17 protein-coding genes are annotated in these 21,354 nt (G+C 69.7%); 11 read left to right on the top strand and 6 right to left on the bottom strand.

What is annotated here, in order from left to right:
- Positions 1-53: 53 nt before the first annotated feature.
- The 8 genes from BMZ18_RS10140 (at position 54) to BMZ18_RS10105 (ending at position 5,938) form a co-directional block, all read left to right on the top strand.
- A complete protein-coding gene (locus tag BMZ18_RS10140) occupies positions 54-1,136 on the top strand; it encodes a glycosyltransferase family protein (RefSeq protein WP_082894980.1) in 1,083 nt (360 codons plus the stop codon).
- Positions 1,133-2,221, top strand: coding sequence for a glycosyltransferase (locus BMZ18_RS10135; RefSeq protein WP_068362362.1), 1,089 nt, complete (start codon positions 1,133-1,135; stop codon positions 2,219-2,221). Before BMZ18_RS10140 ends, BMZ18_RS10135 begins: the two co-directional genes overlap by 4 nt.
- Positions 2,218-3,240 carry a hypothetical protein gene (locus BMZ18_RS10130; RefSeq protein ID WP_068362360.1) on the top strand — a complete coding sequence of 341 codons (1,023 nt, stop codon included), beginning with the start codon at positions 2,218-2,220 and terminating at the stop codon, positions 3,238-3,240. Before BMZ18_RS10135 ends, BMZ18_RS10130 begins: the two co-directional genes overlap by 4 nt.
- Positions 3,237-4,022, top strand: coding sequence for a glycosyltransferase family 2 protein (locus BMZ18_RS10125; RefSeq protein ID WP_068362356.1), 786 nt, complete (start codon positions 3,237-3,239; stop codon positions 4,020-4,022). Before BMZ18_RS10130 ends, BMZ18_RS10125 begins: the two co-directional genes overlap by 4 nt.
- 25 nt (positions 4,023-4,047) lie before the next feature.
- Positions 4,048-4,539 carry a SixA phosphatase family protein gene (locus tag BMZ18_RS10120; RefSeq protein ID WP_068099528.1) on the top strand — a complete coding sequence of 164 codons (492 nt, stop codon included), beginning with the start codon at positions 4,048-4,050 and terminating at the stop codon, positions 4,537-4,539.
- A 12-nt stretch (positions 4,540-4,551) separates the two neighbouring features.
- The gene (locus BMZ18_RS10115; RefSeq protein WP_068362352.1) at positions 4,552-4,935 is read left to right on the top strand and encodes a VOC family protein; all 384 of its coding nucleotides are present in this window, start codon (positions 4,552-4,554) and stop codon (positions 4,933-4,935) included.
- 134 nt (positions 4,936-5,069) lie between these two features.
- A complete protein-coding gene (locus tag BMZ18_RS10110) occupies positions 5,070-5,714 on the top strand; it encodes an MFS transporter (RefSeq protein ID WP_068362351.1) in 645 nt (214 codons plus the stop codon).
- Positions 5,711-5,938, top strand: coding sequence for a hypothetical protein (locus BMZ18_RS10105; protein WP_068362350.1), 228 nt, complete (start codon positions 5,711-5,713; stop codon positions 5,936-5,938). The genes BMZ18_RS10110 and BMZ18_RS10105 overlap by 4 nt, the downstream gene beginning before the upstream one ends.
- Positions 5,939-6,103: 165 nt before the next feature.
- On the opposite strand, the gene BMZ18_RS10100 is transcribed toward BMZ18_RS10105, so the two are convergent.
- Positions 6,104-7,000 (bottom strand): MsnO8 family LLM class oxidoreductase, encoded by an 897-nt coding sequence (locus BMZ18_RS10100; protein WP_342028294.1) that lies wholly within the window; start codon positions 6,998-7,000, stop codon positions 6,104-6,106.
- Between the two features lie 182 nt (positions 7,001-7,182).
- Between BMZ18_RS10100 and BMZ18_RS10095 the strand changes: the two genes are divergently transcribed.
- Positions 7,183-8,832: a GMC oxidoreductase gene (locus BMZ18_RS10095; protein ID WP_068362347.1), complete on the top strand. Its 1,650-nt coding sequence runs from the start codon at positions 7,183-7,185 to the stop codon at positions 8,830-8,832.
- Between the two features lie 20 nt (positions 8,833-8,852).
- On the opposite strand, the gene BMZ18_RS10090 is transcribed toward BMZ18_RS10095, so the two are convergent.
- Positions 8,853-10,463 carry an alkaline phosphatase D family protein gene (locus BMZ18_RS10090; RefSeq protein WP_068362344.1) on the bottom strand — a complete coding sequence of 537 codons (1,611 nt, stop codon included), beginning with the start codon at positions 10,461-10,463 and terminating at the stop codon, positions 8,853-8,855.
- Between the two features lie 89 nt (positions 10,464-10,552).
- Between BMZ18_RS10090 and BMZ18_RS10085 the strand changes: the two genes are divergently transcribed.
- Complete coding sequence (locus BMZ18_RS10085) at positions 10,553-11,572, top strand: endonuclease/exonuclease/phosphatase family protein (protein ID WP_244516481.1); 1,020 nt, start codon at positions 10,553-10,555, stop codon at positions 11,570-11,572.
- A gap of 28 nt (positions 11,573-11,600) precedes the next feature.
- Positions 11,601-11,972 (top strand): hypothetical protein, encoded by a 372-nt coding sequence (locus BMZ18_RS10080; RefSeq protein ID WP_082894977.1) that lies wholly within the window; start codon positions 11,601-11,603, stop codon positions 11,970-11,972.
- 22 nt (positions 11,973-11,994) lie between these two features.
- Here BMZ18_RS10080 and BMZ18_RS10075 read toward each other — a convergent pair whose 3' ends face one another.
- The 4 genes from BMZ18_RS10075 to BMZ18_RS10060 form a co-directional block, all read right to left on the bottom strand.
- Positions 11,995-12,384, bottom strand: coding sequence for a VOC family protein (locus tag BMZ18_RS10075; protein ID WP_068362343.1), 390 nt, complete (start codon positions 12,382-12,384; stop codon positions 11,995-11,997).
- A 140-nt stretch (positions 12,385-12,524) separates the two neighbouring features.
- Positions 12,525-16,481 (bottom strand): DNA-directed RNA polymerase subunit beta', encoded by a 3,957-nt coding sequence (locus BMZ18_RS10070; protein ID WP_068362342.1) that lies wholly within the window; start codon positions 16,479-16,481, stop codon positions 12,525-12,527.
- A gap of 94 nt (positions 16,482-16,575) precedes the next feature.
- Positions 16,576-20,082, bottom strand: coding sequence for a DNA-directed RNA polymerase subunit beta (rpoB, locus tag BMZ18_RS10065; protein WP_068099518.1), 3,507 nt, complete (start codon positions 20,080-20,082; stop codon positions 16,576-16,578).
- Between the two features lie 474 nt (positions 20,083-20,556).
- Positions 20,557-21,345: a hypothetical protein gene (locus tag BMZ18_RS10060; protein ID WP_074922137.1), complete on the bottom strand. Its 789-nt coding sequence runs from the start codon at positions 21,343-21,345 to the stop codon at positions 20,557-20,559.
- Positions 21,346-21,354 lie beyond the last annotated feature (9 nt).

The raw sequence follows: 21,354 nt of genomic DNA, 5'->3' as shown, positions 1-21,354 counted from the left end.
CGGGCTCGGGTTCTCCCGCGCGGTCCCTTGCCTCGAGAGGATGACCCCCGCCTGTGATCGCCGTCGCCTCGATTCCTGCCGCCCACCCCTATGCGGCCGGCGTGGCCCCGACCGACGACCCGTCGGTCCGGCTGCTCCCGGATCCCCGACCGATCGACGCGACGACCCCCGACCAGTGGTGGCCGCCGCGGCTGCTCGAACCGGACTACCTGCGCGCGCACGTCGACGACATCGATCTGGTCCACCTGCACTTCGGTTTCGATGCCGCCACTCCGGAGCGGCTGGCCGAGATCGTCCACATCCTGCGCGAGTCGTCGACCCCGCTGGTGTTCACCGTGCACGATCTGCACAACCCGCACTTCGCGGACGCCGATCTGCACCGTCGTCAGCTCGACGTGCTGGTGCCGGCCGCCGACGCCGTCCTGACCCTGACGACGGCCGCCGCCCGCGAGATCGAACGGCGATGGGGTCGTGCGGCCACGGTCACGCCGCATCCGCACGTCGCACCGCTCGACCTGGTCGCCGCTGTCGACCGGCAGCGGTCGGCGACGCCGGTGATCGGCGTGCACGCGAAGACGTTGCGCGCCAACCTCGATCCCGAGGCCGTGGTCCCCACGCTCGTCGCGGCCGCATCGGCACGCGGCGCCGTCGTCCGAGTCGACCTCGACGACGCCCTCTTCGACCACACGAGCCACTGGTACGCGCCCGAGCGCGGGGAACGCCTGCTGGCCTTCGCTTCGCACCCCGACGTGGACGTACGGGTGCACGGACGTTTCACCGACGACGAACTCTGGCAGTACCTCTCCGAGATCGACGTCGCCGTCCTGCCCTACCGATTCGGTACGCACTCCGGATGGATGGAGGCCTGCCGTGACCTCGCCGTCGTGCCGATCGTGCCCGACACGGGATGCTTCGCAGACCAGTTCCCCTGCCCCACCTTCACGTTCGGGCCGGACCTGTTCGACCCCGACTCGCTCGACGCGGCGGTGGGCGACGCCCTGCGTCGACCCGTTCTCGACGCATCGTTCGCCGACTTCCGACGTCACCAGCTCGCCGCCATCCGCACAGAGCACGCCGATCTCTACTCGTCTCTGACCGGGGTGACCGGCCGGGACACCGCGGCGGTACCCGCATGACGGATTCGCTGCGCATCGCCCTGCTGGGGTCCTCGCGCTTCCCCATCTGCCAGCCGTTCGCCGGTGGTCTCGAGGCGCACGTCTGGCACCTCGCTCGCGCGCTCACCGCGCGAGGTCACCGCGTGAGTCTGTTCGGGGCCGACGGCTCGTCCATCGACTCGCCGCACGACGTCATCGACGTCCACACCTTCACCCTGAGCCCCGACGCGCGGACCGAACACATGGGGCCCGCGTGGGTGGTCCACGAGCACCACGCCTACCTGTCCGTGATGCTGGAACTCGCCGGCCGGCTGAAGGATTCGTTCGACGTCATCCACAATCACAGCCTCCACTACCTGCCGATCGCGATGTCGTCGACGGTGTCGACGCCGATGATCACGACACTGCACACCCCGCCCCTGGCGTGGCTCGAGTCCGCGGCGGCGGTTCCGCTCAACCCGGACACGCGCTACGCCGCCGTGAGCCGATACACCGGTCGTCAGTGGACACCCGTCGCGGGCCGCATCCCGGTGGTGCCCAACGGCATCGCGCTCGACCGTTGGCCCGTCGGCGCGGGCGGTGACTACGCGGTGTGGACCGGGCGGCTCGTGCCCGAGAAGGGTGTCGACGCCGCCATCGACGCCGCCGTGCTCGCCGGCTACCCCCTCCGGATCGCCGGGCCGGCCTGCGACGACGACTACTTCCGGACCGTCGTCGAACCGCGTCTCGGACCCGACGTGGTCTACGAGGGTCATCTCATGCAGAAGGAACTCGCCGACCTCGTCGGCGGGGCCGCCGTCGCCGTCGTCACGCCGCAGTGGGACGAGCCCTACGGGCTGGTCGTCGCCGAAGCCCTCGCCTGCGGCACACCGGTCGCCGCGTTCGGACGCGGTGGAATCCCCGAGATCGTCGACCACACCTGCGGAGTGCTGGTTCCGGCCGACGACGTGGTCGGCCTGGCGGACGCCATGCGGACCGCGGCGACCCTGTCGCGACGCGACGCCCGCGCCCGTGCCGAACGCGTGTGCTCCGACACCACCATGGTCGACTCCTATCTCGCGCTCTACCGGGACATGTTGGACCGGCGCGACGCCGTTCCGGCGTGATCGGGTACTACGTCCACCATCACGGCGTCGGGCATCTGACCCGGGCGTCGTCGATCGTGCCGATGCTGCACGACGACGTGACGATCTTCTCGTCGCGGCCCGCGCCCGATCCGGCGCCGGCGTGGGTCACGCTGCCGATGGATATCCCGCGGGACACGCACGGGCCCACCGATGAGGAGGCGCGGCGGGCCACGGCCGGTGGGGCGTTGCACTGGGCGCCGACGGGCGTGCCGGGACTGACCGAACGGATGGCGACGATCGCAGCCTGGATCGAGCGTCACCGACCGCGCGCGTTCGTGGTCGACGTCTCGGTGGAGGTGGCGACGTTCGTGCGACTCATGGGAATTCCGCTCGTGGTTCTCGCGATGCCGGGTGAGCGCACCGACGCCCCGCACCGACTCGCGTACACCCTGGCGGACCGCATCGTCGCGCCGTGGTCACGGACGGTGTACGACCCCGACTGGCTCCACCAGTACGCCGACAAGACCGTGTACGCCGGGTCGATCAGCCGGGTCGCCGACCGCGTCTCCGTCGGATCCCGCGTACCCGACTCCGCCGTGCTGATGAGCGGCGCGGGTGGATCGTCGCTCGGCGCAGGCTATCTCGACGCGGTGCGCGCGGCGACCCCCGGCACGACGTGGCGGGGCGTCGGTACGCCCGGTGAGCCGTGGGTCGCCGACGTGTGGCCCGTCCTCGACACCGCGGGTGTCGTCGTCATCCACGGCGGCCAGAACGCCGTCGCCGACGTCGCGGCCGCGAACGCACCCGCCGTCGTGGTGGCCGAGGATCGCCCGTTCGACGAACAGCGCGCCACCGCACGGGCTCTGAGCCGCGCGGGCCTCGCGGTGGCACTCGACGCGTGGCCGGACCCGTCGGCATGGCCGGATCTGCTGCGGCGTGCCCGCGCCCTGTCCGCAGACCTGCGCTCGGCGACCCGGATCGACGGCGCGGCGGCGCGCGCCGCGGCGGCGATCGAGTCGGTGGCCGGGCGGCTTGCCGATCCGGAGGGCCGACCGTGAGTACCGCCGTCGTCACCATCGCCGCCGGGCGGCACGAGCATCTGGCCGCGCAGGAGCACGGATTACGTTCGGGCACAACGCAACCGGACATCCGGGTGATCGTCGCCATGGGCGATCCCGACGTTCCCGGTGCCACCGTGGTCCTCCCGGTCGACGGTGCGCTTCCCCTGGCGCGGGCTCGCAACGCCGGCGCCGAGCGTGCCCTGGATGCCGGCGCGGACGTGCTGATCTTCCTCGACGTGGACTGCGTTCCCGCACCGAACCTCGTGGCGTCGTACACCGAGCACGTCCGTGACGGGGTGGTCCTGTGCGGTCCGGTCACCTACCTTCCGCAGGGCGCCGATCTCGACCGGCTACCGGACCTGGTGAATCCCCATGCGGCCCGGCCGAATCCCCCGGCCGACGTCGTCGAGCCAGGTGCGAACTGGGACCTGTTCTGGTCACTGTCGTTCGCCGTCACCGCGACCACGTGGACCTATCTCGGGGGCTTCTGCGAGGACTACGTGGGGTACGGCGGCGAGGACACCGACTTCGGCTGGACCGCCCGCGAGCGCGGCGCCCGTCTGCAGTGGCTCGGCGGTGCCCACGCGTTCCACCAGTGGCATCCGGTGTCGGCCCCGCCGGTCGAGCACCTCGACGACATCGTCGCCAACGCCCGGGTGTTCCACCGGCGATGGGGTCGGTGGCCGATGAGCGGGTGGCTCGCCGCGTTCGCGGAGCGGGGTCTGATCGCGTGGGATCCGAACGGAGACACACTCGAGCGCCGCCGGGGCAACCGATAGCGCCGATCTTTGGTCTACTCGCTGCATGCGCACCCTCATCCTCATGCGGCACGGCAAGTCCTCCTACCCGGACGGCGTCGACGATCACGAGCGCCCGCTCGACGAGCGCGGTCGACGCCAGGCGGCCGCCGCGGGCGACTGGATCCGCGAGCACGTCGGCGACGTCGGCGCGGTGATCTGCTCGACCGCCACCCGCACCCGCGAGACGCTGGATCGGACGGGCATCGAGGCGGGCACGCGGTTCGAGTCCGCGATCTACGGCGGGTCACCCGACGACATCCTCGGCGAAATCGCGGAGACCGATTCCGAGGTGCGGACGCTCCTGGTCGTGGGGCACGCGCCCGGGGTGCCGTTCACCGCACTGACCCTCGCCGACGACGAGTCCGACCCCGCCGCGGTCGCCTGGCTGCGCGCGGGGTTCCCGACGTCCGCGCTCGCCGTTCTCGAGGTCGGCGGCGACTGGGCCGACGTGTCGGTGACCCGTGCCACACTCCGGCATGCACTGCGAGTCGACTAGAAGGAAACCATCATGAGCGTGCAGATTCAGCTGGTGATCGTGCCGGTGTCCGACGTGGACCGCGCGAAGGACTTCTACACCGGGATCGGCTTCCACGCCGACCACGACGCCAGCCCGTTCGAGAACATGCGCTACGTCCAGCTCACGCCGCCGGGGTCGGCATGCTCGATCGCCATCGGCCACAACATCACCGAGGCCGAGCCCGGCTCCCTGAACTACATCCTCGCCGTGGTCGAGGACGTGGCCGAGGCCCGTCGGGCCCTGGTCGCCGCCGGGGTCGACGCCACCGAGGTCGCCGACGAGGGATGGGGCCTGTTCACCCACTTCGCCGACCCGGACGGCAACAAGTGGGCGTACCAGCAGCTGCAGAACTACACGCCCGCCGACCCGGTCTGAGCCGCCCGATTCGTCACGATCCCCTACGCTCCCGTGCCGTGGGGGGACGGAGGATCGAGACAGCGAGAAGAACCGGATCGCGGACCGACCGGCGGGTGTGGCGAAGTATCGGTCGCACCCGCACAGCGTCGCCGGTGCCGTACGGGTGGGCGCCCGCCGTGGTGCTGGTGCTGGTCTCGCTGGTCGACCGGATGGAGTACAGCCTGGTCTCGGCCGTCCTGCCGCAACTGCAGGCCGAATGGGGCTTCGGCGACGCCGTGGCCGGCTCGATTCCGACGGCCGCCGCGATCACGACCGGACTGCTGGTGGTGCCGGCCGCCTACCTCGCCGATCGGTACGACCGAGGCCGCATCATCACCGTCGTGGTGCTCGTGTGGGCGCTGGCCACCGTCGGGTCGGCGCTCGCGCCGACGTTCGCCGTGTTCTATCTGGTGCGGATGGGCCTGGCCGCCGCGGAGGCGATCGACAATCCCGCCAGCGCGAGCCTGCTCGCCGACTTCCACCCGTCGGCGAGTCGCCCGACGGCGTTCGGTTGGTGGCGCACCGCCGCCTATCTCGGTGGTGCCGGCATCGTCCTCGGTGGGGTGCTCGCGGAGTGGCTGGGCTGGCGGGGCGCCTTCCTGGTGATGGCCCTGCCCGGCCTCGCCACGGCCGTCCTGGTCTCGCGGCTGCACGAGCCGGAGCGGGGGTGGACGCACGGCGACACTTGGCGCCCACACCGGCGCAGTGGCGGGTGGTGGTGGGCGGAGTCGGAATCCTGGGCGGAACGGCCGCCATGACGGCCGCGCTGGCCGTCGAGGGTGTCCTCGCGTTCTGCGTGCTGCTCACGCTGTTCGCGTTTCTCGCGGCGTGGGCCCTGCCCACTCTGACGTCGTGCGTGGCCGATGTCCTGCCCGCGCAGGACCGCGGCCTCGGGTACGGCGCCCTGCAGATCGGCGCGACGGTGGGGGCGCGATCGGTCCCCTGCTGGTGGGGGCCGTCTCCGAGGCGGCGGATTCGCTGACCGTGGGCATGGTGCCGTTGCTGCCGCTGCTCGTGATGGGCGGCGTGCTGGCGCTGTGCGCGTATCCGTTCGTGGCCCCGGACGCGCAGCGGGTGCTCGATGCCGCCGGCGCGCCCTGACACCGACCCACACCTCCGGCGCGCCGACGTCAGGCGAGCAGACCCATCACGGCGTCGTCGGAAGCCCGGAGTGCTGCGCGATCGAAGGTGGAGGCCGAGGACAGGATCTCGTCCGCGTCGGTGCGCTCGACCAGGCTCTCGAGCTCGCGCCGAACCGTCTCGCGGCTGCCGAACACCGCACTCGCCAGCGTGCGCTCGGCCACCTCGAGTGCTCGCGGTCCGAGCTCCGGCATCTCGGTGACCGGCCGCAACGGGGGAAATCGCCCGTGCGCCGCGACTCGGCCATCGCCACCGCCTCCGACAGCGCCAGGACGCGAGCGTCGGCGTCGGTGTCCGCCACGAGGATGTCCGCGGACACGGTGACCCGAGGCCGGGGCGTCGTCGCGGTCGGGACGAAGGTGCGTCGGTAGGTCCGAAGCCGATCGGGGTCGGCCAGGGCGGGACCGCCGACCACGACCGGGAGTCCGAGTCGCGCGGCGACCTCGAGCCCCGATCCCGTCGCGAGTACCGACACGGGAATCGGTCGATGAGCCGCGGGTTGGGCGGTGACGGGGCCGGTGCCGTCGAGAAAGGCCAGCAGTTCGGCCAGATCGTCCGCAAAGCCGTCGGCCGTGTCGGTCCGTAGCGCTCGGCGGATCGGCGGCGTGAAACCGAGCGAACGCCCGATCCCCAGATCCACTCGTCCCGGGAACAGCGCGTCGAGCATCAGCGCGTTCTCCGCGACCAGCAGCGGGGTGTGGTTGGGCAGCATGATCCCGGCGGTGCCGAGGCCGATGTCGTGCGTCGCCGCGCCGACGGCCGCGAGCAGAACCGCGGGGCTTCCCGACGCGATGCCCGGGACCGCGTGATGCTCCGCGACCCGGAACCGGTGATAGCCGGCGGCCTCGGCCCAGCGGGCGCGCTCGACGGTGTCCGCGACCGCGGCGGCGGGCGAACGGTCCACCCGCGCACGGGATCGGTCGAGGAGGGAAAGAAGCACGTCGGATGCAACCAGCTCACGCCGACGACTGTTCCGACCCGGCCGCCCCGGACCCGGTTGGGAACCGTCACGAAAATGACCGTCGCGGCAGCGGACATCGATTCTGCTGGCACACTCGAAACCGACTCCGAGGAGGTTTTCGCACGGTGAAACGACGGCAACTGCTGCAATGGGCGGCCGCCGGAGCAGTGGGGGCTGCCCTGGGCCCGGCTGTGATTCCGTCCAGCCGGATGGCGTCGAGACTGATGTCGTCGGCGTCGGCGATTCCCCTCGGGGTCCCCACCATCGCCTCCCGTGTCCCGGAACTCTGGGCCGACCCGCCCCGGCCGCCCGATCACTCCGCGGTGATCGTGATCGGCTCGGGGTTCGGCGCGTCGGTGGCCGCGCTCCGTTTCGCGCAGGCCGGGCAGCAGGTCACCGTCCTCGAGCGCGGCCTGCGCTGGCCGCGCGATCCGTGGCGGGAGATCTTCACCGCCGACATGACCGCGGACGGCCGCGGTCTCTGGCGACAGCCGTCGTTCACCAACGTCACCGGAATGCCCGTCGGCCCGGTCGACCGCTTCGGCGGCGTGCTGGACACCACGCGCTTCGACAACCTCACCGTCTGGCGCGGGGCTGCCGTGGGCGGAGGGTCGATCGTCTACACCGGAGTCACCATCGCCCCGGACAAGCGGTTCTTCGATCTCTCGTTCGGCGGCCGCGTCCCCTACGAGGAGATGGCGTCCACCTGGTACCCGGCGGCGCGACGCATGTTGCGTCCCTCCCCCATGCCCGACGACGTCTACGCCGCTCCCGCGTTCGCCCACTCCCGCACGTGGGACGACCACGCCCGCCGCGCCGGATTCGATCCCCAGCGTGTCGACGGCACCTGGAACTGGTCGATCGTCCGTGACGAGTTGACGGGCCGGTCGCGTCCGTCGGCCACCGTCGGGCAGAGCACGTTCGGCAACTCGAACGGCGCCAAGCAGGACCTCACGCAGAACTACATTCCGCAGGCCGAGGCGACGGGACGGGCGCTGATCGCGCACAGCCACGAGGTGGCCGCGATCGGCACCGACACCGGCGGTCGCTACCGCGTGGAGGTGCGTCGGCTCGATCCGGAGGGGAACGTCCTGGAGTCCCGGACGCTCACCGCGGACCGGCTGGTGCTCGGTGCCGGCTCCCTCGGGACCACCGAACTGCTGCTGCGGGCCCGCGACACCGGTGCGCTGCCGGATCTCAACGAGTTCGTCGGTCGCGGGTGGGGCACCAACGGGGACGCATTCATGACGCGCTCCCTGGGACCGATCGGTGGCGGCCCTCAGGGCGCCCCGTGCGCGTCGCGCATCGTCGACGAGGCGGGACTGCCGCTCACGGTGGAGAACTGGTACGTGCCGGGTGCGCCGCTGGAGTTGGGGTTCCTCGGCTCCCTCGGCATGACGATCGATCCGATGCGCGGCGAGTTCCGCTACGACCGCGCCGCCGACCGCATCGCCCTGTCCTGGCCGAAGGGCGGCAGTCCGGACACGGTGGCCTCGCTCCGCGCCGTGCAGAATCGAATGGCGCAGGCGGGCCGCACACTGGTGTCCGCGGAGCCGCTCACGCGCGACGTCGACGACACCCTCACCGCGCACCCCCTCGGCGGCGCGGTGCTCGGCGACGTCACCGACGGCTACGGCCGTGTGAAGGGATACGACGGTCTCTACGTCGTCGACGGCGCCGTGGTCCCCGGCAGCACCGGCGCGGCGAACCCGTCGCTCACCATCACCGCGCTCGCCGAGCGCAACGTCGCGCGCATCCTCGCCGACGGGCGCTGACCAGCTTTAACCAGCGCTGACTAGCTCAGGCCGATCTCCGTCGTCCCCACCGGCACGGTCACCGTCGTGGCGGTGCGGGCGCCGGCACCCGGGACCGACACCGCGTCGAGAACCCGGACCTCCGACCGCCACTCGGTCGGCGTGAGGGTCGCGCGCAGGTACCCGCGCCGTGCGTTGCCGAACGCGACGTGCGGGGATGCCGCGGCGATGGCCGCGCCGGTGTCGTCGACGTCGGCACCGTCCTTGCCCGACGCGATCGACGTCGTCGCGATTTCGACGCCCACCGCGGGGGCCGGGTCCCGGTAGTCGCGGCGAAGTTCGGAGACGATGGTGCGGTGAATGTCGCCGACGATCGACTGCACCTGGACGCCGCGGTCCCGAGCGGCGTCGAGAATGCGGTGGCGTGAGGCCTCGTAACCGCTCCACGGATCCATGCCCACCACGCGCTGCCCGTTCTCGATCTGCGCGAGGTCCGAGATCACCGTCTGATGGGCGAGGAACTTCCACGTGGCCGCACTGCCGAAACCGTCCACGATCCACTTCTCCTGCGCCGCACCGGTGATGGTGCGGCCGGGATCGGCCGTGGCGGCGTCCTGCGGGTGCTCACCGTCCCCGTTCGCCTGGTCGCTGCGGTACTGGCGCGTGTCGAGCACCGAGAAGTCGACCAGCGACCCGAACGAGAAGCGGCGGTACGCCTGCAGATCCGGCCCGACGGGACGCTGCGTCAACCGGACCGGGGTGTTCTCCCACCACGCCTTGAACGCGTCGGCGCGGCGCATGAGGAACAGCCGCGGATCGGCTCCCTCGTCCTGGGAGATCTGCGACGCCCAGTTGTTGTCCACCTCGTGGTCGTCGAAAGTGGTGATCCACGGGGCGGCGGCGTGCGCGGCCGCGAGGTTCTCGTCCGCCTTGTAGAGCGCGTATCGATCACGATAGTCGTTCAGCTGCAGCGTCTCTCGCGACGCGGACTCCGGCCGCGGCAGCGACGCCCGCGCGCCCTTCCGCTCGATCGCGTACTCGTAGATGTAGTCGCCCAGGAAGAACACGACGTCCGGCGCCGACCGCGCGAGGTCGGCGTAGGCGCCGTAGAACCCGTCCTCCCACTTCTGGCACGACGCCCAGGCGAACGACAACGACGCCAGCGGCGCGCCCGCGGCCGTCGCCGTCCGGGTCCGCCCCACCGTGCTGGCATGCGGACCGACGAGAAAGCGGTAGAAGTAGTCCCGCGCCGGCGCCAACCCGCGAACGTCCACGTGGACGGACCAGCCGTCGGCTTCCGTCGCGAGCTCGAGTCCCTGCGCGACGACGCGGCCGAAGCGGTCGTCGTCGGCGATCTCCCAGCGCACCGGGACGACTCCCGGCCGCATGCCGCCGAGCGGCGCGACCGGGTCCACGGCCAGCCGCGTCCACAGCACCACCGAGTCGGGCAGCGGGTCACCCGAGGCGACACCCAACCGGAACGGGTAGTCCGCCGGCGGTGCCGCCGGCGGCTGGGCCTGTGCGGCGGTCCCGGTCAACTCCGGCGTCAACGCGAGGGCGCCGACGAGAGCGCTCCAGGTGAGGAATCGACGACGGGTGGTGCCGGCGGCCAGCGATCGATCCGCACCGATGACGAGCTCGCGACGAGTCATGGGACTCGACCCTGCCTCGCCGAGGCGAACGGGACGTAGCGGTCCGACGACGACCCGTCGACGATGGTCGTCACGTAGCGTTCACCGTCGTGACCCGGCTCCTGCGCGTGGCGACCTATAACGCCAGCCTCAATCGGCCCGCCGCCGGGCAGCTCGCGGCCGAGCTGGCCGAGATGTCCGGGGGAACCAACCCGCAACTCCTCTCCGCGGCCGAGGTGATCCAGCGCGCCGCCCCCGACGTGCTGCTGGTGAACGAGGTCGACCACGCCGACGGCACCGCGGAGGCGTTTCGGAACGTCCTCGCCGAGGGCCGGGGCGGCGCCGGGGCGATCGACTACCCCTACGTCTTCACCGCGCCGGTCAACACCGGAGAGCCGTCCGGGCGGGACCTCGACGGGGACGGACGGACCGACGGCCCCGGTGACGCGTGGGGATTCGGGGCGTTCCCCGGCCAGTACGGCATGGTCGTGCTCTCGCGTTTCCCGCTGGACACCGCGGCGGTGCGGTCGTTCCGACAGTTCCGGTGGGCCGACCAACCGGACTCGCTGCTGCCCCGCGAGTACTACGGCGAGAACGCCGACGCGCTGCGCCTGTCGAGCAAGGCGCACTGGGACGTGCCCGTCACGATCGGTGAACGCACCGTGCATCTGCTCGTCTCGCACCCCACGCCGCCGACGTTCGACGGCGCCGAGGATCGCAACGGACGCCGGAACCACGACGAGATCCGGTTCACGGCCGATTACCTCTCCGGGGCGACCTACCCGGTGGACGACGCCGGCCGGCCCGGAGGCCTCGACGACGGCGCGTCGTTCGTTGTCCTGGGAGACCAGAACGCCGACCCGGAGAAGGGTGACTCGTACCCGGGCGCGATCGACCGGTTGCTCTCCGCGCCGCGCGTCCGCGATCCGCTGCCGGCGTCGGCCACGAACGGGACGGACACTGCCGACTTCGGCCCGCGGGTCGGCCGACGCCGCGTCGACTATGTTCTGCCCAGCGACGACCTCGAGGTGATCGACTCCGGCGTTTTCTGGCCGGCGCCCGGCGAGCCCGGTGCCGACGCGATCACCGCGAGCGATCACCGCCTGGTGTGGGTGGACCTGCGCGTCTGACAGCACCCGAATCGGGTACGCGACACCCATGACGGATCGCGACAGGACCGACCCCGGCGAGACCCTGCCCGACGCCGCCGACCGGGCGAACATGGGCACCCGCGACGTCGAGAAGCGGTGGCGCGACCCGGCGGCGCTGCGCCGCGCGGCGCTCTACGTGGTCTCCTCCGTCGGCGTCGCCGCGATCGCCCTCGCGGTCTTCCTGGCGACGGGCGCCTCGAACGTCGTCGTCGCCGCGATCGTCCCCGGGGTCTGCCTCGTGGGCGCGATCGGCGCCCTGGCCATCGGTTACCGCTCCTACCGGCACGGCGGGACGTGGCCGGTCTGGCGGGGCGCGGCCTGGTTCCTCTTCGCGCTGATGTTGGTGAGCCTGTCCCTCCCGACCCTGACGGTGCGGTAGCGGGTCGGAAGGGTCGGCCGGCTCAGGCCTGGACGACGGTGACGACGTTGCCGTCCGGGTCTCGCAGCATGAACATCAGCGGCACGTTCGGGTCGGTGTCGCCGTCGATCGGGTCGACCTCGACGCCGTCGATCGCCGACAGTCGCGCGTGCTCGGCGCGCACGTCGGCGGTCTCGACGCCGATCGCGGACCCACCCGGGCTGTCGTACATCGGCGGGTTCAGCGCGAGCCGGGCGGTCGATCCCGCCGGAGCGACCTCGAGCCACCGGTACTCACCGTTCGGGCCGAAACGGGTGTCCCCGCGCACCTCGAACCCGAGCACGCGGGTGTAGAAGTCGAGGGCCTTGTCCTGGTCTGCGACGGTGAACATGGCCACGCCGATGTTCGTGATGGTGCTCTTCTGCTCGGTCATGGTGGTACCGACCCTGCCGCGCGGGGAAACTCATCGCGTACGGGTCGCGTCCGACGCCCCGAACGCGGATCGGCCCCGCACTCGAGACGAGTGCGGGGCCGAGTCCTATGTCGGTTCGCGTCGAACCGTGCGCTACCGGGTCAGCGGAAGTCGCCCGAGAAGCCGTAGTCGTCGAGCGGTACGGCAGCACCGGTGTTCTGGCCGAAGCCGTCCGGGCTGTAGTACTGATCGTCGTACGACGGCACCGCGTAGGCCGCGGCCCGTGCCTCCTCGGTGGGCTGCACCGTGATGTTCCGGTACCGGTTGATGCCGGTGCCGGCCGGGATCAGCTTGCCGATGATCACGTTCTCCTTGAGACCGATCAGCTTGTCCGAGCGGCAGTTGATCGCCGCGTCGGTCAGCACGCGAGTGGTCTCCTGGAACGACGCCGCGGACAGCCACGAGTCGGTCGCCAGCGATGCCTTGGTGATACCCATCAGCACCGGACGTCCGGCCGCGGGCTCGCCACCCTCGGACACGACGCGACGGTTGCTCGCCTCGAACTCGCTGCGCTCGGTCAGCGATCCGGGCAGGAACTCCGTGGAGCCCGAATCGATGATGGTCACGCGGCGGAGCATCTGGCGCACGATCGTCTCGATGTGCTTGTCGTGGATGGACACACCCTGGCTGCGGTACACCTCCTGGACCTCGTTGACGAGGTGGATCTGCACCTGACGCGGGCCCATGACACGCAGGACCTCGTGCGGATCGGCAGCGCCCTCCATGAGCTGCTGGCCGACCTCCACGTGGTCGCCGTCCGACAACAGGCGCTCGGTGCCGTCGTCGTGCTTGAACACACGCAGACGCTGACGCTTCGAGAGCTTGTCGTAGACGACCTCTTCACCGCCGTCGTCCGGAACGATGGTGATCTTGTAGAAGCGATCACCCTCCTCCAGCTGGATGCGACCCGAGACGTCCGCGATGGGCGCCTTGCCCTTGGGCACACGAGCCTCGAAGAGCTCCTGCACGCGGGGCAGACCACCGGTGATGTCGTCGCCGGCCACACCACCCTGGTGGAACGTACGCATGGTCAGCTGCGTGCCGGGCTCACCGATGGACTGGGCCGCGACGATGCCGACGGCCTCGCCGATGTCGACCAGCTTGCCGGTGGCCATCGAGCGGCCGTAGCAGGTGGCGCAGACGCCGGTGCCGGTGGTGCAGGTGAGCACCGAGCGCACCTTGACCGTGGTGATGCCGGCCGCGAGCAGCGCGTCGATGGCCGGGTCGCCGAGGTCGTGTCCACGCTCGACGACGACGTTGCCGTCGGCGTCGACCGCGTCCGCGGCCAGGGTGCGGGCGTACGTCGAGGTCTCGACGTGCGCGTCCCGGATCATCGTGCCGTCGGCCAGCTTCTCCGCGATGGTCGTGGTGATGCCGCGCTCGGTCCCGCAGTCCACCTCGCGCACGATGACGTCCTGCGACACGTCCACCAGACGGCGGGTCAGGTAACCCGAGTCGGCGGTACGCAGCGCGGTGTCGGCCAGACCCTTACGGGCACCGTGCGTGTTGATGAAGTACTCGAGGACCGTCAGGCCCTCCTTGAAGGAGGACTTGATCGGGCGCGGGATGAACTCGCCCTTCGGGTTGGTCACCAGACCCTTCATGCCGGCGAGCGACCGCACCTGAGTCATGTTTCCGGCCGCGCCGGACTTCACGATCATCGGGATGGGGTTGTCGTCGGGGAAATGGGCCTCCATGGCCTTACCGACCTGCTCGGTCGCTTCCTGCCAGATCTTCACCAGAGCCGAGTTGCGCTCGGTGTGGTCGAGCGCGCCACGCTGGTACTTGCGCTCGATCTGATCGGCCTGCGCCTCGAACGACTCCATGATCTCCGCCTTCTCCGGCGGCACGAGCACGTCGGAGATGGAGATGGTGACGCCCGAGCGCGTGGCCCAGTAGAAGCCCGCGTCCTTGAGCTTGTCCACGGTCTGCGCGACCACGATCATCGGGTACCGCTCGGCGAGATCGTTGATGATCGTCGCCTGGCGCTTCTTCGGCATCTGCTCGTTGACGAACGGGTAGTTCGCCGGCAGCAGCTCGTTGAAGAGCACGCGGCCCAGCGTGGTCTCGGCGGTCCAGGCATCGCCCGGCGCCCAGCCCTCGGGGAACAGCTCGGCCTCGAGCTCCCGCGAAGGGCGCTGGTTGGTCAGCCGCACCTTGATGGGCGACTGCACCGTGAGCACACCGCGGTCGACGGCCATCTGCGCCTCGGCCGGGCTCGCGTAGATGCCCTGCTCGGGGCCCTCGCCGGTGGCCGGCGACAGCTGGCACTTGGCGGTCTCGTCGAGACGGGTCAGGTGGAACAGTCCCGTCACCATGTCCAGACGCGGCATGGCGAGCGGACGACCCGACGCCGGCGAGAGGATGTTGTTCGACGACAGCATGAGCACGCGGGCCTCGGCCTGCGCCTCCGCCGACAGCGGCAGGTGCACGGCCATCTGGTCACCGTCGAAGTCGGCGTTGAACGCCTCGCAGACGAGCGGGTGCAGCTGGATGGCCTTGCCCTCGACGAGCTGCGGCTCGAACGCCTGAATACCGAGGCGGTGCAGCGTGGGTGCACGGTTCAGCAGCACGGGGTGCTCGCCGATGACCTCTTCGAGGACGTCCCACACCTGGGCACGCTGACGCTCGACCATACGCTTGGCCGACTTGATGTTCTGCGCGTGGTTCAGGTCGACCAGACGCTTCATCACGAACGGCTTGAACAGCTCGAGTGCCATGAGCTTCGGCAGACCGCACTGGTGCAGCTTGAGCTGCGGGCCGACGACGATGACCGAACGGCCCGAGTAGTCGACGCGCTTGCCCAGCAGGTTCTGACGGAAGCGGCCCTGCTTGCCCTTGAGCAGATCGGACAGCGACTTCAGCGGGCGGTTGCCCGGTCCGGTGACCGGGCGGCCGCGACGACCGTTGTCGAACAGGGCGTCGACGGACTCCTGCAGCATCCGCTTCTCGTTGTTGACGATGATCTCGGGCGCACCGAGGTCGATCAGTCTCTTGAGGCGGTTGTTGCGGTTGATGACGCGGCGGTACAGGTCGTTGAGGTCCGAGGTGGCGAAGCGGCCACCGTCGAGCTGGACCATCGGACGCAGCTCCGGCGGGATCACCGGCACGGCGTCGAGGACCATCCCCATCGGCGAGTTGCCGGTGGACTGGAACGCGGCGACGACCTTGAGGCGCTTGAGGGCGCGGAGCTTCTTCTGCCCCTTGCCGCTGCGGATGGTCTCGCGCAGCGACTCGGCCTCGGCCTCGATGTCGAAGGTCTCCATGAGCTTCTGGATGGACTCCGCGCCCATCGCGCCCGTGAAGTACTCGCCGTAGCGGTCGACCAGCTCGCGGTAGATCAACTCGTCGACGATGAGCTGCTTCGGCGCCAGCTTGGTGAAGGTGGACCAGATCTCCTCGAGACGATCCAGCTCACGCTGCGCGCGGTCACGGAGCTGACGCATCTCGCGCTCGCCGCCGTCCTTGACCTTGCGACGCACGTCGGACTTGGCACCCTCGGCCTCGAGCTCGGCGATGTCCGCCTCGAGCTTCTGCGCGCGGGCCTCGAGATCGGCGTCGCGCTGATCGGCGACGGCCTTCTTCTCGACCTCCATCTCGGCCTCGAGGGTCGAGAGCTCGTTGTGGCGGAGCTCGTCGTCCACCGAGGTGATGACGTAGGCGGCGAAGTAGATGATCTTCTCGAGATCCTTCGGCGCCAGGTCGAGCAGGTAGCCCAACCGCGACGGCACACCCTTGAAGTACCAGATGTGCGTGACCGGGGCGGCCAGCTCGATGTGGCCCATGCGCTCACGACGCACCTTGGCGCGCGTGACCTCGACGCCACAGCGCTCGCAGATGATGCCCTTGAAGCGCACGCGCTTGTACTTGCCGCAGTAGCACTCCCAGTCGCGAGTCGGTCCGAAGATCTTCTCGCAGAACAGGCCGTCCTTCTCCGGCTTGAGCGTGCGGTAGTTGATGGTCTCCGGCTTCTTGACCTCGCCGTAGGACCAGTTGCGGATGTCGTCCGCGGTCGCGAGACCGATGCGGAGTTCATCGAAGAAGTTGACGTCCAGCACGTCGTACTTCCTTTCCCCCGGTGACGGGGTTAGTTATCTGCTGCTACATCGGTGAGGGCGGGCCGGCGCGGGAAACCCCGCGCCGCCCGGCACCTCACTGAGCGAGATCGTCGACGGTGGCGGACTCGTTGCGGGAGAGGTTGATTCCCAGGTTGGCCGCGGCACGCTCGAGATCCTCGTCGTCGCCGTCCGCCATCGTGATGGCCGCGCCGTCCGAGGACAGCACCTCCACGTTGAGGCAGAGCGACTGGAGCTCCTTGAGGAGCACCTTGAAGGACTCGGGGATACCGGGCTCGGGGATGTTCTCGCCCTTGACGATCGCCTCGTAGACCTTGACGCGACCGACCACGTCGTCCGACTTGATGGTCAGGAGCTCCTGCAGCGTGTACGCCGCACCGTAGGCCTGCATGGCCCAGCACTCCATCTCACCGAAGCGCTGTCCACCGAACTGCGCCTTACCGCCGAGGGGCTGCTGCGTGATCATCGAGTACGGACCGGTCGAGCGAGCGTGGATCTTGTCGTCGACCAGGTGGTGCAGCTTGATGATGTACATGTAGCCCACGGACACCGGGTACGGGAACGGCTCGCCGGAGCGACCGTCGAACAGGGTGGCCTTGCCGTCGGCGCCGACCATCTGATCGCCGTCGCGGTTGGGGATCGTGCTCGACAGCAGACCCGTCAGCTCGTCCTCCTTGGCGCCGTCGAACACCGGGGTGGCGATGTTGGTGTCGGCGTCCGCCGCCAACATCTCCTCCGGCAGCGTCTCGGCCCAGTCGGGTCGAGTGCCGTCCGTCGCCACCTGAACGTTCCATCCGGTCTTACCGATCCAGCCCAGGTGGGTCTCGAGGATCTGACCGATGTTCATACGACGCGGGACGCCGTGCGTGTTCAGGATGATGTCGATCGGCGTGCCGTCGGACAGGAACGGCATGTCCTCCTGCGGGAGGATCTTGCCGATGACGCCCTTGTTGCCGTGGCGGCCGGCGAGCTTGTCGCCGTCCTGGATCTTGCGCTTCTGCGCGACGTAGACGCGCACCAGCTCGTTCACACCCGGAGGCAGATCGTCGTCGTCCTCGCGCGAGAACACGCGGATGCCGATGACCTTGCCGTTCTCGCCGTGCGGCACCTTCAGCGACGTGTCGCGCACCTCGCGCGCCTTCTCGCCGAAGATCGCGCGCAGCAGGCGCTCCTCGGGGGTGAGCTCGGTCTCGCCCTTCGGCGTGACCTTGCCGACCAGCACGTCACCGTCACGGACCTCCGCACCGATGCGGATGATGCCGCGCTCGTCGAGGTCCGCGAGAACCTCGTCCGAGACGTTGGGGATGTCGCGCGTGATCTCCTCGGCACCGAGCTTGGTGTCGCGGGCGTCGATCTCGTGCTCCTCGATGTGGATCGAGGTGAGGACGTCCTCCTCCACGAGGCGCTGCGACAGGATGATCGCGTCCTCGTAGTTGTGGCCCTCCCACGGCATGACGGCGACGAGCAGGTTCTTGCCCAGCGCCATCTCGCCGTTCTCGGTGCACGGACCGTCGGCCAGCACCTGGCCGGCCTCGACACGCTGACCCTCGTCCACGATCGGACGCTGGTTGGCGCACGTGCCCTGGTTCGAGCGGGCGAACTTGCGCATCCGGTAGGTCGAGCGCGAGCCGTCGTCCGCCATCACGGTGACGTAGTCGGCCGAGACCTCCTCCACCACACCCGTCTTGTCGGTGACGATGACGTCGCCGGCGTCGACGGCGGCACGGAGCTCCATGCCGGTACCGACGATCGGGGACTCGCTGCGCACCAGCGGCACGGCCTGACGCTGCATGTTCGCACCCATGAGGGCACGGTTGGCGTCGTCGTGCTCGAGGAACGGGATCATCGCCGTCGCGACCGAGACCATCTGCCGCGGCGAGACGTCCATGTAGTCGACGTCGTCGGACGAGACGAACTCGACCTCGCCGCCCTTACGACGGACGAGAATGCGGTCGTCGACGAAGCGACCCGACGTGTCGATCGACGAGTTGGCCTGCGCCACGACGTGGCGGTCCTCCTCGTCCGCGGTCAGGTAGTCGACCTCGTCGGTGACCCGACCGTCGACGACCTTGCGGTACGGCGTCTCGATGAAGCCGAACGGGTTGACCCGCGCGTACACCGAGAGCGAACCGATCAGACCGATGTTCGGACCCTCGGGGGTCTCGATCGGGCACATGCGGCCGTAGTGCGACGGGTGCACGTCGCGCACCTCGAGGCCGGCGCGCTCACGGGACAGACCGCCGGGGCCCAGCGCCGACAGACGACGCTTGTGGGTCAGACCCGACAGCGGGTTGTTCTGGTCCATGAACTGCGACAGCTGGGACGTTCCGAAGAACTCCTTGATCGCGGCGACGACCGGGCGGATGTTGATCAGGGTCTGCGGCGTGATCGCCTCGACGTCCTGGGTGGTCATCCGCTCGCGGACCACGCGCTCCATGCGGGACAGGCCCACCCGGATCTGGTTCTGGATCAGCTCGCCGACCGTGCGCAGACGGCGGTTGCCGAAGTGGTCGATGTCGTCGACCTCGACCGGCACCTCGACGCCGCCCGGAGCCGTCATCGATTTCTCTCCTGCGTGCAGACGCACGAGGTACTCGATGGTGGCGACGATGTCCTCTTCGGTCAGCGTCGACGCCTCGATGGGCAGGCCCGAGTTCAGGCCGAGCTTCTTGTTGATCTTGTAGCGGCCCACGCGAGCGAGGTCGTAGCGCTTCTCCTTGAAGAACAGGTTCTCCAGCAGGGTCTGCGCGCTCTCCTTGGTGGGGGGCTCGCCCGGACGCAGCTTGCGGTAGATGTCGAGCAGCGCCTCGTCGGTGCCGGCCGTGTTGTCCTTCTCCAGCGTGGCCATGAGGATCTCCGAGAAGCCGAAGCGCTCGGTGATCTGCTCGGTGGTCCAGCCCAGAGCCTTCAGCAGCACGGTGACCGGCTGGCGACGCTTGCGGTCGATGCGCACACCGACGGTGTCGCGCTTGTCGACGTCGAACTCCAGCCACGCACCGCGGCCCGGAATGACCTTGACGCTGTGCAGGTCCTTCTCGGTGGTCTTGTCGACCGTGTGGTCGAAGTACACGCCGGGAGACCGGACGAGCTGCGACACGACGACGCGCTCGGTGCCGTTGATGATGAACGTGCCCTTGTCGGTCATCATCGGGAAGTCACCCATGAAGACCGTCTGGCTCTTGATCTCACCGGTGTTGTTGTTGATGAACTCCGCGGTGACGAACAGCGGCGCCGCGTAGGTCATGTCCTTGTCCTTGCACTCCTCGATGGAGGCCTTGACCTCGTCGAAGCGCGGATCGGAGAAGGAGAGGGACATCGAGCCGGAGAAGTCCTCGATGGGCGAGAGCTCCGTCAGGATGTCCTCGAGGCCGCCGCTGACCGAGCTGTCGCCGCGTGCCTCGGCACGGGCACGCCACTCGGGGGTTCCGACGAGCCATTCGAACGAATCGGTCTGAAGATCGAGCAACCCCGGAACTTCGAGGGGTTCACGAATCTTCGCGAACGACACCCTCTTCGGGGCTCCGGGGGTTCCGGCGTTTTCCTTGGACTGGGTGGAGACTGCCAAGATGCGTCCTTCCAGCACCTCACGCGGGCCGCTTGCTGCACTGCGCGACCGTCGCTGTATCTGCTTTTCGAGTGGGAACTCCGCTGGTCACAACCCGTACGAAGCCCTCGCTCGGCAGCGACGGACACACGTGTCCATCGAGGCGGAGTCTGGAGAATGACAGGAGGCACCCAGCGCAACGTCCAAAAGTACCCCAGAAACGCGGACATGGCAACACGCGTGGGTCACGGACGGCGACGAGCACCGGCAGGAGATGCCGACATCGAGGTGCAGGTCCGCCGAGACCCGCTGTCGGCGCCCGGTGCCTCCATTTGCTCCGGCGCCGCCCAGAAACCTCGGCGATCGGGATGCGTCCGCCGCATCCGCCGGGTTGATACCCCGGCCGAGACCCGGTCGAAACCGGGCCGACGGACGAATCCGGTAATCAGAGTGGACTCCCGGACGCCCCGCGTCAAGAGCGCGCGCGGCGTTTCGTACCGGGGTTCGTGTCCGCTAGCGGTTGTCGATGGTGGCGATCAACCACTTGCCGTCGACCCGCTCCATCGTGAACGCCACCGGAGTCTGGACTGTCCCCTGGTCCACGCCGTCCTGGCGAGCCGCGATGTCCATGCTGGCCACCAACTCGGCGCGGTCGCCGTCGAGCAACGAGACCCCGATGTCCGTCACCGTCGCCGTCGTGACCGTCTGGGTCTGCAGCACACCCTGCTTGGTCTGCTCCGCCGTCGAGTCGTACTCCCCTCGACGCTCGTCGTTCAGGACGGCGCGCGCCGCCTCCTGGTCCTGGTCGATGGTGTCGAAGCCGTAGCTGAACACCGTCTGCAGCGCGTCCCGCCCGGCCGACGTCACCTCGAGGGTGGCGCCGGTGTCGACCCAGGCGCTGTTGGTCACCTCCGGTGCACCCGGACGCACGAGCCCGAGAACGGCGATCACCGCGAACACCACGGCCAGCGCCCCGAGGATCGGAACGAGCGGCGAGAGCGGACGACGCACGCGGGGCTCGGCGGCGTCGGCGCCGACCTCGGTGGACGTGCCGGCCTCGGTGGACGTGCCGGCCTCGGTGGAGGTGCCGGACTCGGTGGGCTGAGTGGGCTCGGCCGTGGGCTTCGAGAGATCGACCGCCCCGGAGGCGTCGGTGTCGGTAGCGGTGCCGGTGTCGTCGGTGCTCTCGGTGGTGTCCGGGTTCACCGGGCCGGCGGGTCGACCGGCAACCTTCTTGCGACGGACGGCTCCGGCCGGGGGACGCGTGGCGCCCACGGGGGGACGACGACGTGCGGGGGGCATGGACTCTCC

Origin of the sequence: Rhodococcoides kroppenstedtii (assembly GCF_900111805.1) — a bacterium.
Classification (GTDB): Bacteria; Actinomycetota; Actinomycetes; order Mycobacteriales; family Mycobacteriaceae; genus Rhodococcoides; species Rhodococcoides kroppenstedtii.
The sequence above is the reverse complement of the archived record's forward strand: the minus strand, read 5'-3'. Positions and strand labels throughout refer to the sequence as shown.

What these genes read in the sequence shown, in the direction of transcription:
- BMZ18_RS10090 (WP_068362344.1), bottom strand. Translation starts at nt 10,463, where the DNA reads ATGACTCGTCGCGAGCTCGTCATCGGTGCGGATCGATCGCTGGCCGCC.
- BMZ18_RS10105 (WP_068362350.1), top strand. Translation starts at nt 5,711, where the DNA reads ATGACGGCCGCGCTGGCCGTCGAGGGTGTCCTCGCGTTCTGCGTGCTG.
- BMZ18_RS10120 (WP_068099528.1), top strand. Translation starts at nt 4,048, where the DNA reads ATGCGCACCCTCATCCTCATGCGGCACGGCAAGTCCTCCTACCCGGAC.
- BMZ18_RS10115 (WP_068362352.1), top strand. Translation starts at nt 4,552, where the DNA reads ATGAGCGTGCAGATTCAGCTGGTGATCGTGCCGGTGTCCGACGTGGAC.
- BMZ18_RS10080 (WP_082894977.1), top strand. Translation starts at nt 11,601, where the DNA reads ATGACGGATCGCGACAGGACCGACCCCGGCGAGACCCTGCCCGACGCC.
- BMZ18_RS10060 (WP_074922137.1), bottom strand. Translation starts at nt 21,345, where the DNA reads ATGCCCCCCGCACGTCGTCGTCCCCCCGTGGGCGCCACGCGTCCCCCG.
- BMZ18_RS10135 (WP_068362362.1), top strand. Translation starts at nt 1,133, where the DNA reads ATGACGGATTCGCTGCGCATCGCCCTGCTGGGGTCCTCGCGCTTCCCC.
- BMZ18_RS10075 (WP_068362343.1), bottom strand. Translation starts at nt 12,384, where the DNA reads ATGACCGAGCAGAAGAGCACCATCACGAACATCGGCGTGGCCATGTTC.